The organism is Nocardia sp. SSK8 (assembly GCF_037034205.1).
Lineage (GTDB): Bacteria > Actinomycetota > Actinomycetes > Mycobacteriales > Mycobacteriaceae > Nocardia.
In genome coordinates this window covers 87,716-100,489 of the sequence record NZ_JBAGKD010000010.1, presented here as the reverse complement: position 1 = coordinate 100,489, position 12,774 = coordinate 87,716, and the positions used below count along the sequence as shown (strand labels likewise).

Below are 12,774 nucleotides of genomic sequence, written 5' to 3'. Positions count from 1 at the left end.
CGGCGCGCCGCACCGTCGTTCCGTCGCAGGATACGCGGGCCACGCGGGCGCCCCGACGGCGCACAAGGCACCCACCACTACACTGGACCGGTGACTTTCGACCAAGGCAGGGGACGTTCGACCCCGGATCGACCCGCCCCGCGGCCGTCGATCGTCTCGAACACCCCCTCGGTGGTGCAGAGTCTGCGGACCCACGCGGGTCGCGGTGTGCCGTTCTCCGTCGAATTCAATCCGCCCCGCGACGCCGCGGGCGAGGCCCGGCTGTGGCGGGCGGTGCGCGAGTTCGAGCGCATGCACCCCGCCTTCGTCTCGATGACCTACGGCGCGGGCGGCTCCACCCGCGACCGCACCGTGCGCATCACCGGCGCGCTGGCCCAGGAGACCACCCTGCTGCCGGTCGCGCACCTGACCGCCGTCGGGCACAGCATCGCCGAACTGCGCTCGCTGGTCGGCTCCTACGCCGACTCCGGCATCCGCAATGTGCTGGTCCTGCGCGGCGACCCGCCCGGTGACCCGCTCGGGGAGTGGCGCAAGCACCCCGAGGGCGTCGAATACGCCGAGGAACTGGTCCGCATCGTGCGTGACCTGGGCGATTTCCACGTCGGCGTCGCATCGTTCCCGCAGGGACACCATCGCTCGCCGGATCTGGACCACGACACCCGGCAGCTGGCGGCGAAACTGCGCGCGGGCGCGGAGTATTCGATCACCCAGATGTTCTTCGACGTCGAGCACTACCTGCGGTTGCGCGACCGGGTCGTGGCGATGGACCCGATCGAGGGCGCCAAGCCGATCATTCCCGAGCTCATGCCGATCACCTCGCTGCGCACCGTCCAGCGGGCCGAGGAGCTCAGCGGCCGTCCGGTGCCCGCCGATATCGTCGCCCGGCTGACCCGCGCGGCGGGCGACGGCCCGGAGGAGGACCGCGCCGCCGTGCGCGCCGAGGGCATCCGCATCGCCACCGAGCTGGCCCAGCGCCTGATCGACGAGGGCGCCCCCTGCCTGCACTTCATCACCCTCAATTTCGCCAAGGCGACCAGCGAGGTGCTCACCAACCTCGGCTACGGCGTCACCGCCGCCCCGCTGAGCGCGTAGCGGTCACCGGCCGCGTGCGAGGTCGGCCCAGGCGCGCTCCCACGCGCGGGTCATGGCCGGGTAGACGATCAGGTAGCGGAACGGCTTGATCAAGCCCATATAGGCGCGGCCGACCCAGCCGTTGGGCCGCACCAGCACCGCCATCCGCAGGTGATAGCCGGTCTCGTCGGGGACCCAGCCCAGGTGCGCGACGCCGTGCATGGTGCCGTTGGCGAGCTCGGCGGCGTATTCGTCGTCGAGGACATAGAGCGGGGTGAACGGACCGTCCGCGGCGGGCACGGGGGTGTCACGCAGGTCGGCGGGCAGGCGTTCGCGCAGCGAGGTCACCCGGCCACCGGTGCCCGCGTCGTCGCGGTCCCAGCCGAGCAGCGCGCCCAGCTTCCAGCGGATCGCGAACAGTATCGCGGTGAGGCCGCGGCCGTCGGTGGCCCGGTCCGCGCGCAGGGCCTCCAGCAGGGCGGGGAAGTCCTCGGCGCGGCCGCCGGGCGTGCGGATGCGCCACACGTCCTCGACGAGGAAATCCGGGGCGATCTCGTGGATGCGCCAGGGGCGGTCGGTATGGGCCGAAGTCGGGAGACGCACGGGAACCTCCATCTATACGGTGACGTATAAGTCGAGGCTACGCGCTGTTGTACGCCGACGTATAGATCCCGGCGCTGTGAGAAACGACGGCTTGACGGGCCGCGGCCGGATCGATCCGCGGCCCGTCCCGGTCAGGCCGCCCGCACCGCGCGCCGCGCCCACGCCTCGGCCAGCAGCCGATGCGATTCCAGGCGGTCGGCGTGGTCGAAGGTGATGGTCGTGACCAGCAGTTCGTCGGCCCCGGTGACCCGCTGCAACGCGGCGAGCCGTTCGACCGCGGTGGCGGGGGAGCCGACGATCTGCGCGGCCAGCCGGTCCTCGACCAGGCGCACCTGGTCGGCGGTGAGCGGGGCGGCGGTGGCCGGATCGAGGTAGTCGGCCGCGCCCGAGCCGCTGCGCACGCTGTGCACCCAGTGGCCGTAGGTGCTCGCGCGGTGCCGGGCGGTGTCGTCGTCGGGGGCGACCACCACATCGGCGGAGACGATCACGTGCGGGCGCGCGAGCCGCTCGGAGGGTCGGAAGGCCGCGCGGTACGCCTCGACCGCGTCCAGCGCGGTGCCCGGCGAGACGTGATAGGCCGCCGCGAACGGCAAGCCCAGCTCCCCGGCCAGGCGCGCGCTCTCTCCGGCCGAACTGCCGAACAGCCACACCTCGGCCTCGATCCCCTCACCCGGCACCGCGTGCAGGGCGACCCCGTTGGCCGCGACATAGCTGCCGTCGAGCAGGGCCCGCACCTCGGCCACCTGCTCGGCGAAGTCCGGTGATTCCGCGCCGGGCTGTTGCAGCGCCTCGGCCGCGGCGAAGAAGCGCGAGCGGTCGGTGATCCGGCGCGGATCGAACGGGGGCGGCACCACCACGCCGTCGCGGATCTCGGTGCGCCCGGTCACCGTGTCCAGGACCGGATGCCCGCCCTTGGCGGTGGCCGCCTCGGCGTCGAACTGGGCGCGCCGGTGTCCGGAGCGGCCCAGGCCGATGTCGACGCGGCCGGGTCGCACCGCGTCGACGATGCCGAAGGCCTCCACGATCGAGACCGAGGTGTGCTGCCCCACCTGCACCGCCCCGGTGCCCACCCGGATCCGGGTGGTGGCCGCGGCGACCAGCGCGAGCAGGGTCAGCGAGGACGAACTGGCCACCGACACGAAATGGTGCTCGGCCAGCCAGTACCGGTGATAGCCCCAGTCCTCGGCGTGGCGGGCCAGGTCGACCGAATTGCGCACGGCCTGCGCGGCATTCGAGCCCGCGCTGATCGGGGACAGATCGAGGATCGAGAGGGGAACGCTCACTGCTTCGGATCCTTCTCGCCCGCTTCGATCGCCACCCGCAGCCGGTTCTCCGGCGGCGCGACCGGGCAGGTGGCGAAATCGGTGAAGGCGCAGGGCAGATTCACCGCCCGGTTGAAGTCCAGGGTGACGGTGCCGTCGGCCTCGACCGCGCCCACCGCCAGCGACCGCGCCGCCGGATAGGTGGTGACGCCGCTGGTGGCGTCGGTGAACAGCACCCGCAGATCGGTGGGCGTGCCGAAGGCGACGAGGGTCTCGGCGACCGTGCCGATCCGGAATTCGATCGTGCCCGCGGCGGCGTGGTGGTGCTCGAGCCCGTCCACGACGGCGCCGGTGGTGACGGTGCGCGCCGCGTCGAAGGCGGTGAACCGCCCGGTCACCACCCAGCGCGGGTCGACCGGGTAGGCCGCCACGCCGCTGAACGTGGCCAGGGTGGGCGCGGCCGGGTCGTGCACACGCACCGCGTACTGCCCGGAGCGGCGGATCACCTCGTAGACCTTCTCCTCGTTGCGCACGCTGATACCCGGCGCGCCCTCGGCCGGGGTCACGATGCGTACCCCGGCGATCCGGTCGTCGTCCACGTCGAGCCGGTCGGCGGGCTGGGCGGTGATGAACACCTTGTCGTCGGTGACCCACCAGGTGCCGGGCAGGCCGTCGAGGCGCTCGGGCCGGTCGGTGAGCCAGTGCAGCCCGGTGAGGCTGAGCCAGCCGAGCGGATCGCGCAGGGCGTCCTCGCGGGCGCCGTGCCAGCGGTGCCAGTCGTCGGTGAAGGGGGTGGTGGCGGTGTGGTCGACGGTGATGGTCATGACGCGCGTGCTCCTTCGGCGACGGGATGGTGGGGATGACGCAGACCCAGGTGGTCGCGCAGGGTGGTTCCGGTGTAGGCGGTGCGGAAACTGCCACGGTCCTGCAGTTCGGGCACCACCGTGTCGACGAATTCGTCGAGGCCGGTGGGGGTCAGGTGGGGGACGAGGATGAACCCGTCGGCGGCATCGGACTGCACATAGTGGTCGATCTGCGCGGCGACCTGGGCCGCGGTGCCGACGAACTGCTGACGCGCGGTCACCTCGATGACGAGTTCGCGAATGCTCAGCTGCCGCGCCTCGGCCTTCTCGCGCCACGACTTCGCCACGGCCACCGGGTCTTTGGTGTGCCGCACCCGGCCCCGGGTGATCTCGGCGGTGGCGTCGGGTTCGATCTCGGGCAGCGGGCCGTCGGGGTCGTAGCCGGACAGGTCACGGCCCCAGACCTGTTCCAGGAAGGCGATCGCGGTCTGCGGGCTCACCTGCTGGTAGCGGATGGCGCGGGCACGCTCGTGCGCGTCGGCTTCCGAGTCGCCCAGGACGAACGTGGCGGCGGGGAAGACGAGCAGTTCGTCGTGGCCGCGCCCGTATTTCGCGAGCCTGCCCTTGATGTCGGCGTAGAACTGCTGGCCCGCCTCGAGGGTGCCGTGCACGGTGAAGATGGCGTCGGCGGTGCGGGCGCCGAACTCGCGGCCCTCGTCGGAATCGCCCGCCTGCAACAGCACCGGGTGCCCCTGCGGGCTCGGCGGCACGACGAACGGTGCCTCGATATCGACGTGCGTGGTGTGCACGGCGGTGGTGGGGATCTCGCGGGCGAACACGCCCCGATCCCGGTCGAGCACCAGCGAATCGGCGGGCCAGCTGTCCCACAGCGCGCGGGTCGCCGCGACCACCTCGGCCGCGCGCCGGTAGCGCTGGCCGTGCTCGAGATAGCCGCCGCGCCGGAAGTTCTCGCCGGTGAACGCGTCGGAGGAGGTCACCACATTCCACGCCGCCCGCCCGCCGGAGAGGTGATCGAGCGCGGCGAACTGCTTGGCCAGCTCGAACGGCTCGTTGTAGGTGCTGTTGATGGTGCCCGCCAGCCCCAGCCGTTCGGTCACGGCGGCGACCGCGTTGAGCACGGTCAGCGTGTCGGGCCTGCCGACCACGTCCAGGTCGTGGATGCGGCCGCGATGCTCGCGCAGCCGCAACCCCTCGGCCAGGAAGAAGAAGTCGAACAGCCCACGCTCGGCGGTGCGCGCCAGATGCTCGAACGAGGCGAAGTCGACCTGCGATTTCGACGCCGGATCGGCCCAGACGGTGGTGTTGTTGACGCCGGGGAAGTGTGCGGCGAGGTGAACTCGCTTGCGGGGCTGGGTCACAGCGTGGCTCCCGTCGGGACGTAGCGGCTGGCCGGGCGGGGCAACCCGAGACGCTCGCGGAAGGTGGGCGGTGCGGTGTCGTCGGGCACCTCGACCGGTTCGGTCGGGCTGTGGTGGTCGGTGAGCGCGGCCAGGGTCGCGTGCAGCGCGAGGGGTCGCAGGACGACACCGTCCACGACATCCGCCAGCTCGGCGAGCAGTGCGGCGAGATCGGCCACGGTGCCCACCAGCCGCAGGTCGCCGTGGACAGCGGACGACCGTTCGATGGGGGCGCCGACCCCCTCGGCCGCGGTGGGTGCGGTGGCGGCGCCGGTCGTGCCCGTCGAGTCGGGTGGGGTGGGCCCTGTCGCGGCCGGTTTGGTGCCGGTGGCGGCCGTGGTGCGGGGGGAGGGGGAGGTGGACGTGACAGCAGGCGGCTGGTCGGTAGCGGTGGCGGTCGTGGTGCGGGGCGACGGGGAGGTGGATGTGACAGCAGGCGGCTGGTCGGTGGCGGTGGCGGTGGCGAGCCAGTGGTCGAGCTCGGCGACCTCGGCGGTGGCGGATTCCGGTGAATCGGCAAGGTGGACCGGCAGGTCGAGCAAGACGCGGACGGAATCCGGGTCGCGGCCCGCCGCGACGAGGGCGGCGCGCAGGGCGAGGCGGTGGTCGGCGGCGGTGGAGGCGTCAGGGGCGGTGATGCGGATCAGGTCGGCGTGGTGGACGGCCAGGTCGGTGGAAGGTCCGTCGTGGGCGTGGACCGTGATGATCGGCTGGCCCTGCGGGGAGCGCGGGGTGATGGCCGGGCCCTTGACGGCGAAATGCTCGCCGGTGAAGTCGATGTAGTGCAGGCGGTCGCGGTCGATGAAACGGCCGGTGGGCACATCGCGGATCTCGGCGTCGTCCTCCCAGCTGTCCCACAGCCGCGTCACCACCTCGACCGCTTCCCCGGCCTCGTGCCACAGCGACTCCGCGTCCTGAACATCCTTGCGGCCGAACGCTTTCGCTTCGACGGCACCAGGGGACACGGTGACCTCCCAGCCCGCGCGGCCCGCACTGGCGAAGTCCAGCGCGGCGATGGCCTTGGACACGTGGAACGGCTCGGTGTGGGTCACCGGGACCTGCGGGATCAGGCCGACGCGCCGGGTGAGCGGGGCGGTGCGCGCGGCGATGGCGACGGCGTCGAGCCGCCCGCGGGTCACCCCGGTACCGCCCTCCTGGACGGCGAAGGAGTCGGTCAGGAAGACCGCGTCGATGCCGAGCCGTTCGGCCTCGCGCACCAGCGCGGTCCAGTACGCCGCGGTGAACAGGTCCTCGGCCCGCGAGTCGGCGCGCCGCCAGGACGTGGGATGCGTTCCGGTGCCCGAGAGTTCGAGACCGAGGAACCAGGTGGGCCCGCTCATCGCAGGTCGTCCTTTCCGTCGGGGGCCCCGATCCGGATGCCCGGATCGGGGATCGCCGCGAGCAGCTCGCGGGTGTAGGGGTCGCGCGGATCGGTGAACAGCGTCGCGGTGGGCCCGGTCTCGACGATCCGGCCGTGCCGCATGACCGCCACGCGGTCGCTGATCTGGCGCACCACGGCCAAGTCGTGGGAGATGAACAGGTAGCCCAGTGACAGTTCCCGCTGTAGCCCGTCGAGCAGGTCGAGGATCTGGGCCTGCACCGAGGCGTCCAGCGCGGAGACCGGTTCGTCGAGCACCAGCAGCTCGGGGCGCAGGGCCAGCGCGCGGGCGATCGCCACCCGCTGACGCTGCCCACCGGACAGTTCCGCGGGCCTGCGCTCGGCGAAGTCCGGTGGCAGCGCCACCTGGCCGAGCAGCTCGCGCACCCGGGCGGGCCGGTCGGGAAGGCCGTAGGCGCGCAGCGGCTCGGCGATGATCTCGCCGACCCGCCAGCGCGGATCCAGCGAGGAGTACGGGTTCTGGTACACCACCTGGAACCGCCTGCGCAGCGCCCGCAGCCTGCCGCGCCGCGCGCGGGTGAGGTCGTGCCCGTCGAAGGTGACCGTGCCGCCGTCGGCCTCGGTGAGCCGCACCGCGATCCGCGCCGTGGTCGACTTGCCCGATCCCGATTCGCCCACCAGGGCCAGGGTCTCGCCGCGATCGAGCGAGAACGAGACCGCGTCGACGGCGGTGATCCCGGCCGCGGGGAAGCGCTTGCGCAGGGCCTCGACCGACAGCAGCGGCGCCTGCGCGCGCGGGCGCGGCGGCCGGAATCCGCTGGGCGCCAGCGCGGGGGAGGCGGCCAGCAACCGCCGGGTGTAGGGGTGTGCCGGTCGGGTGAGCACCTGGGCGGCCGGACCCGCTTCGACGACCTCGCCCTGCTCGAGCACCACCAGCCGGTCGGCGCGTTCGGCGGCCACGGCCAGATCGTGGGTGATCAGCAGCACGGCGGTGCCGCGCGCGGCGATCCGCTCGGCCAGCCGGTCGAGGACCTGGCGTGCCACCGTCGCGTCGAGCGCGCTGGTGGGTTCGTCGGCGATGATCAGTTCCGGCCCGCAGGCCAGCGCGATCGCGATGAGCACCCGCTGCCGCTGCCCGCCGGACAGCTCGTGCGGATACTGCCGCGCCCGCACCGCGGGCCGGTCCAGCCCGACCTCCGCGAGCAGCGCCAGCGCGCGGACGGCGGCGCCGCGCCGATCGGCGAGCCGGTGCACGCGCAGCGCCTCGGCTATCTGGTCGCCGACGCGCCGGACCGGATTGAGCGACAGTCCCGGGTCCTGCGGCACGAAACCCACCCGGGCGCCGCGCAGCCGCCGCAGCGACTTCTCGTCGGCCGGGTCCACCCGCTCGCCGCCGAGCTCGATCCGCCCGGCGGCCAGCTGTGCCGCGGGCCCGAGCAGGCCGATCACCGCCTGCGCCAGCGTCGATTTCCCCGAACCGGACTCGCCCACCAGCGCGACGATCTCCCCGCGCGCCACCTCGATCGAGGCGCCGCGCAGCGCGGGCACCGTCCGGGCCCCGGTGCGGTAATCGACGCGCAGATCCGTCACCCGCAGCACGGGCCGGTCCGCACCGGCGGTTTCCCGGCGCCCGGTGGCTGTCTCGATGATCGTGTCGCTCATCGGTTCCCGCTCCTTCCGGCCGCCCGGCCCAGCCGCTGGGCCGCGAGCACGACGGCGATGATCACCAGACCCGGCAGGGTGGTCAGCCACCACGCCGAGGCCAGGAAGTTGCGGCCCTCCGAGATCAGCGAACCCCATTCGGGCGTCGGCGGTTTGGTGCCGTAGCCCAGGAAACTGAGCGAGGACACCGCCAGCACCGCCATCCCGAATTCGACCGCGGCCAGCGCCAGCACCGGCTGGATCGAGTTCGGCAGCACATGCCGGGTGAGCACGGCGTACCAGCGCACTCCGGAGGCGTGCGCCGCCTCCACATAGGGCGCGTGCCGCACCCGCAGCACCTCCGAGCGCAGCACCCGGGCGAAATTGGCGATCAGCGAGACACCCACGGCGATGGCCACATTCCGGGTGCCGAAGCCCAGCGCGGTCACCAGCGCCAGCGACAGCAGCAGCGCCGGAATCGACAGCAGCACGTCGACCACGCGCATGATCACGGTGTCGACGATCCCGCCCGCCGCCCCCGCCAGCAGACCCAGCAGCGAGCCCGCGACCAGCGCGATCGCGACCGCCGAGAGCGTGGCGGTGAGCGAGAGCCCGGCGCCGTGCACCATCCGGGTGTAGAGGTCGCGGCCGAGATTGTCGGTGCCGAACCAGTGCGTCGCGCCGGGGCCCTGGAACTTCTCGGCGGGCACGCCGGTCAGCGGATCGCCGGAGGCGAACACCGAGGGGGCCAGCGCCCAGCCGACCGCGACGGCGAGCACCGCGAGTGCGACGAGCAGCCCGAGGTGGGCACGGACCCAGCGGGCGGTGTCGGCCACCCGGTGGGTATCCACCGTGGGCCCGGTGGTGGTGCGGTCGGCCACTGGGGACCGGCGGACTAGGAGGTCAACCATGGTGGCTCCCTTCGGTGTCGGCAGGGGAGGAGGACTCCGACACCGCCTGGGTGTCGGCGGTGGTGGTCTTGGCCCCGCGGGTAGCAGTGGTGCCGGTGATCCGCGGATCGAGCAACGGATAGACCAGGTCGACCACCAGATTCACCACCACGAAGATCAGCGCCGACAACAGCACCACGCCCTGCACCACGGGAATGTCCTGGTTGAGCACGGAGGTCTGGGTCAGCCGCCCGATCCCGGGCCGGGCGAACACCGACTCCACCACCACCGAACCCGCCAGCATGGTCCCCACCAGCACGCCCGCGATGGTGAAGGCGGGCACGCTCGCCAACCGCGCGACGTGGCGCCACTGCACCCACCAGCGCGAGGCCCCCTTGGCCAGCGCCACCTCGGTGAACGGCTGGCGCCAGGTCTGGGCCAGCCCGGCCGCGAGCACCTGCGCGATCACCGCGCCGACCGGCAGCGCCAGGGTGAGCGCGGGCAGCAGTGTGCCACGCACCCCGGTGCCGCCGAACGCGGGGAACCAGTGCAGCCGGAAGGAGAACAGCTGCAACAGGATCAGGCCGGTCCAGAAGGTCGGCACCGCCACGCCCACCGGCGGCAGCGCGGCCAGGGTGTCGCGCAGCCACGGACGGCGCGTGTAGGTGGCCGCGAAGGCCAGCGCCGTCCCGCCTGCCACCGCGAACAGCAGTGCCAGCGAGGCCAGCGCGAGGGTGGACGGCAGCGCGTCGGTGAGCGCCTCGGTCACCGGTTGCCCGGAGGCGATGGACCGCCCGAGATCACCGGTGACGGCATGACCCAGCGCCGTCGCGTACTGGTCCCACAGCGGCCGGTCCAGCCCGTAGCGCGCCTGCATCTCCGCGACCGCGGCCTGGTCGATCGGCGTGCCGCTGCTGATGTCGGCCGCCATCGATACCGGGTCCGAGGGCAGCAGATACAGCACCACGAACGAGATCGTGAACGCCGCCCACAGCACCCAGAGCGCCTGCAGCACCCGCGAACCCACGTACCGGGGCAGCCCGGCCGGGCGCCGCGCGACCACCTCGCTCATCTCAGTGCCCGCTCAGCCAGGTGTCGAAGAACTGCAGCCGGGCCGAAGCCTCGAACGTCAGGTCCTGGGTGTGCCCGGCCGCGCCGATCGCCTGGGACAGCTCGACGGTGGGCAGGGCGAGGCCGTTGTCGAGCACCTCGCGCTGGGCCTGCGCGATCAGCGCGGCCCGCGCGGCGGTGTCGGTGGTGGCCAGCTGCTGGTCGAGTACCTGATCCAGGGCCGGAATCGGGCCGCGCGCGTTCAGATTGCGCCCGGCCAGGGCGAAGGAGGTGCGCAGGATGTCACCGTCGGCGCGGGTGGAGTTGCCGTAGACCGCGTCGTAGTCCTTGGCGTTCTGGCGCGCGATGGCCTCCGGCGTCGACACCAGGTCCAGCTTCAGGTCGACCCCCACCTGGCGCAGCTGCTGCTGCACCAGCTCCAGCACCGCCTGGTTGCCCGCGAACACCTGGCTGAAGGTCACCGCGAAGCTCAGCCGCTCCCCGTTCTTGACCCGGATGCCGTCGGCGCCGGGGACCCAGCCCGCCTGATCCAGCAGCGATGCCGTCTTCGCGGGGTCGTAGGCCAGTCGCGCGGACTGGTCGAGGTAGGCCGGGGTGGCCGAGGCCAGCGCCGAGGTGGCGGGCTTGAATTGCGGGCCGAGCACGGTGTCGACGAGCTGCTGGCGGTCCAGGGCGGGCAGCAGCGCCTGGCGCACGGCCGGGTCGCGCAGCGGACCGCGGGTCACATTGAACTGCAGGCCGAACGGGGTGCCGGGGTTCGAGGTGGACAGGATCCGCCCGCCGGTCGCCTCGATCTGCGGGGCGTCCTGGGGCAGCGCGTCGCTGATGGCGTCGAGCTGTCCGGAGGACAGGCTGCCGGTGCGCACGCCCGACTCCGGCACCACGGTGAACTCGATGCGGTCGAGATAGGCCTCGCCCTGGTGCCCGAAGACGGCCGAGCCCCAGTCGTATCCGGTGCGCTTGGCCAGCGTCGCGGAGATGTCCTGCTTGTACTCGGCGTAGGTGAACGGGCCGCTGCCGATATTGTCGCCCGAGCAGCGTTCCTCGGCGCCCTTGGCATTGGTCGAGGCGGCCAGGATGCCCAGCTGTGGCGTGGACGAGGCTTGCAGGAACTGCGCGTTCGGCTGGCTGAACTCGACGCGCGCGGTGAGCTTGTCGACCGCGGTGGTGCCGACATAGTTGGCCAGGTAGCTCACGCCCAGCGGCGCCTCGACGCCGCCGAGGCGGATGACCGCGTCGAAGGTGTCGCGCACCGAGTCGGCGGTGAGCGGGGTGCCGTCGCTGAAGGTGACGCCGTCGGCCAGGTGGAAGGTGAATACCCTGGCGTCGGGGCTGACCTCCCAGCTGCGCGCCAGCCACGGGGTGATCTCGCCGGTGGCGGGGTCCTGATCGGTGAGCGAGTCGACGATCTGGCGGGCCACGTAGATGGTCTGGTTGGTACCCGACTGGGCCGGGTCCGAGCAGGTCGGCGCGCCGGACAGGCCGTAGCGCAGGGTGCCGCCGGGGCGCGGCGGGCCGGCGTCACCGCCGGTTCCCGCGGTGTCGCTGCCGCAGGCCACCACGGTGGTGACGGCGGCGAGCGCTCCGGCGAGAGCGGCGAGGCGATGGCGAGGACGGATCACGGGGTGACTCCAGGGAATGCGTGGCACGGGGTGAGCCCTCCATCGGACCGGGCAGAAGCACCCACCCGTGACGGGTTGGTTGCTGCGACGTCGTCGAGCCAGGTCTCTCGGTCGCTCTGGATGGTTGCGCTCCGGCTGCTCGGAGCTGAACCAGCATGTGGCACCGGCCGGATACTTCACAACGGTAGAAATCACCGTGAGCGCAGCGGTTGGGCGCGCGGCGTGGGGCGGGCATACTTGCGCGGCATCGGAGGGTCTACGGTGCCGTGTCTCTCGGCCGGATCAGGGGTTTCGCGGAGTAGCGTCGGATCCGCGGGGGCCGACGATGAGGAGTTGCGCCGTGATCGTGCCGCGTCGTATTCCCGTGCTGACCGCCCTGACGGCCTGCGCCGCCACGGTGTTGCTGGCCGCCCCCGCAGCCGTCGCCCAACCGGCCACCCCGGCCGTCACCCGCGACGCGCCCGCCGCCACCGCGGGCCCCGCCGACCTGCTCGGCGCCTACCAGACCGTGGTCGAGACACTGAAAGCGCTCGGCGTGCAGCCGTTCCTGTATCCCACGGTCGCGGCGAACTGCGCGGGCGAGGGCATGGGCCTGGTCCCCGCCGTCGCGGGGGCGGTCCCCGGCCCGTGGCCCAGCAACGCCGTACCGATCCCCGGCCTGGACCTGACGGCCGTGAAATCCGGCCAGACGCTGTTCACCTTCCTGCCCTACGGCATGGCCCCCGACACGCCCGCCACCGAAACCGCGGGCATGCAGGTGGCGTGGCTCAATCTCAGCACCGGGCGCGGCGGCCTGGCCTCGATGGGCTCGATCGCCGAGATCGTGCGCGCCATGGTGCCGCCCGAAGTGCCGGTGGAACTACGGCCTCTCGCCGAGAACACCATCCGCGACTTCTTCTTCGCCGCGATCCCGCTCGGTGGGGTGCGCGCGGTCCCGGTCGATACCGGCCACGGCACCGTCCTCGCGGCGGTCTTCGGCACCACCGATAACGCGGGCAAGTCCTGCTTCTTCTTCCCGACCATCGGCATCACCGAGGTCCCCTGATCGGTCCGG

The 12,774-nt window shown here is 72.6% G+C and carries 10 protein-coding genes, 1 pseudogene and 1 riboswitch; of the genes and pseudogenes, 2 read left to right on the top strand and 9 right to left on the bottom strand.

All coding sequences use genetic code 11. The annotated features are described in order from the left end of the window. Nucleotides 1-150 precede the first annotated feature (150 nt). Complete coding sequence (locus WA675_RS19250; protein ID WP_442945680.1) at nucleotides 151-1,092, top strand: methylenetetrahydrofolate reductase; 942 nt, start codon at nucleotides 151-153, stop codon at nucleotides 1,090-1,092. A 3-nt stretch (nucleotides 1,093-1,095) separates the two neighbouring features. Here the strand turns inward: WA675_RS19250 and WA675_RS19245 are convergent, their stop codons facing one another. The 9 genes and pseudogenes from WA675_RS19245 to WA675_RS19205 form a co-directional block, all read right to left on the bottom strand. Then, complete coding sequence (locus tag WA675_RS19245) at nucleotides 1,096-1,674, bottom strand: DUF2867 domain-containing protein (RefSeq protein WP_442945673.1); 579 nt, start codon at nucleotides 1,672-1,674, stop codon at nucleotides 1,096-1,098. 131 nt (nucleotides 1,675-1,805) lie between these two features. Next, nucleotides 1,806-2,957, bottom strand: a complete 1,152-nt coding sequence (locus WA675_RS19240) for an LLM class flavin-dependent oxidoreductase (protein ID WP_336086018.1) — start codon at nucleotides 2,955-2,957, stop codon at nucleotides 1,806-1,808. Then, nucleotides 2,954-3,760: a DUF1684 domain-containing protein gene (locus tag WA675_RS19235; RefSeq protein WP_336086017.1), complete on the bottom strand. Its 807-nt coding sequence runs from the start codon at nucleotides 3,758-3,760 to the stop codon at nucleotides 2,954-2,956. Before WA675_RS19235 ends, WA675_RS19240 begins: the two co-directional genes overlap by 4 nt. Further along, nucleotides 3,757-5,118 (bottom strand): NtaA/DmoA family FMN-dependent monooxygenase, encoded by a 1,362-nt coding sequence (locus tag WA675_RS19230; protein ID WP_336086016.1) that lies wholly within the window; start codon nucleotides 5,116-5,118, stop codon nucleotides 3,757-3,759. Before WA675_RS19230 ends, WA675_RS19235 begins: the two co-directional genes overlap by 4 nt. A 305-nt stretch (nucleotides 5,119-5,423) precedes the next feature. Beyond that, a pseudogene (locus WA675_RS19225) lies at nucleotides 5,424-6,497 on the bottom strand (LLM class flavin-dependent oxidoreductase); the annotation flags it as partial. Beyond that, nucleotides 6,494-8,158 carry an ABC transporter ATP-binding protein gene (locus WA675_RS19220; RefSeq protein WP_336086014.1) on the bottom strand — a complete coding sequence of 555 codons (1,665 nt, stop codon included), beginning with the start codon at nucleotides 8,156-8,158 and terminating at the stop codon, nucleotides 6,494-6,496. The pseudogene WA675_RS19225 and the gene WA675_RS19220, both read right to left, overlap by 4 nt. After that, complete coding sequence (locus WA675_RS19215; RefSeq protein WP_336086013.1) at nucleotides 8,155-9,048, bottom strand: ABC transporter permease; 894 nt, start codon at nucleotides 9,046-9,048, stop codon at nucleotides 8,155-8,157. The genes WA675_RS19220 and WA675_RS19215 overlap by 4 nt, the downstream gene beginning before the upstream one ends. Further along, nucleotides 9,041-10,066 (bottom strand): ABC transporter permease, encoded by a 1,026-nt coding sequence (locus WA675_RS19210; protein WP_336086152.1) that lies wholly within the window; start codon nucleotides 10,064-10,066, stop codon nucleotides 9,041-9,043. Before WA675_RS19210 ends, WA675_RS19215 begins: the two co-directional genes overlap by 8 nt. Before the next feature lie 34 nt (nucleotides 10,067-10,100). Further along, entirely contained in the window at nucleotides 10,101-11,717 is a 1,617-nt protein-coding gene (locus tag WA675_RS19205; protein WP_442945679.1) for an ABC transporter substrate-binding protein, read from the bottom strand. A 39-nt stretch (nucleotides 11,718-11,756) separates the two neighbouring features. Next, nucleotides 11,757-11,847: riboswitch (SAM riboswitch) on the bottom strand. A gap of 213 nt (nucleotides 11,848-12,060) precedes the next feature. On the opposite strand from WA675_RS19205, the gene WA675_RS19200 reads away from it, so the two are divergent. Continuing rightward, a complete protein-coding gene (locus tag WA675_RS19200) occupies nucleotides 12,061-12,765 on the top strand; it encodes a hypothetical protein (protein WP_336086012.1) in 705 nt (234 codons plus the stop codon). Nucleotides 12,766-12,774: the final 9 nt, after the last annotated feature.

Excerpts from the sequence above, each read along its gene's own strand:
- WA675_RS19235 (WP_336086017.1), bottom strand. The coding sequence starts at position 3,760 with ATGACCATCACCGTCGACCACACCGCCACCACCCCCTTCACCGACGAC.
- WA675_RS19220 (WP_336086014.1), bottom strand. The coding sequence starts at position 8,158 with ATGAGCGACACGATCATCGAGACAGCCACCGGGCGCCGGGAAACCGCC.
- WA675_RS19215 (WP_336086013.1), bottom strand. The coding sequence starts at position 9,048 with ATGGTTGACCTCCTAGTCCGCCGGTCCCCAGTGGCCGACCGCACCACC.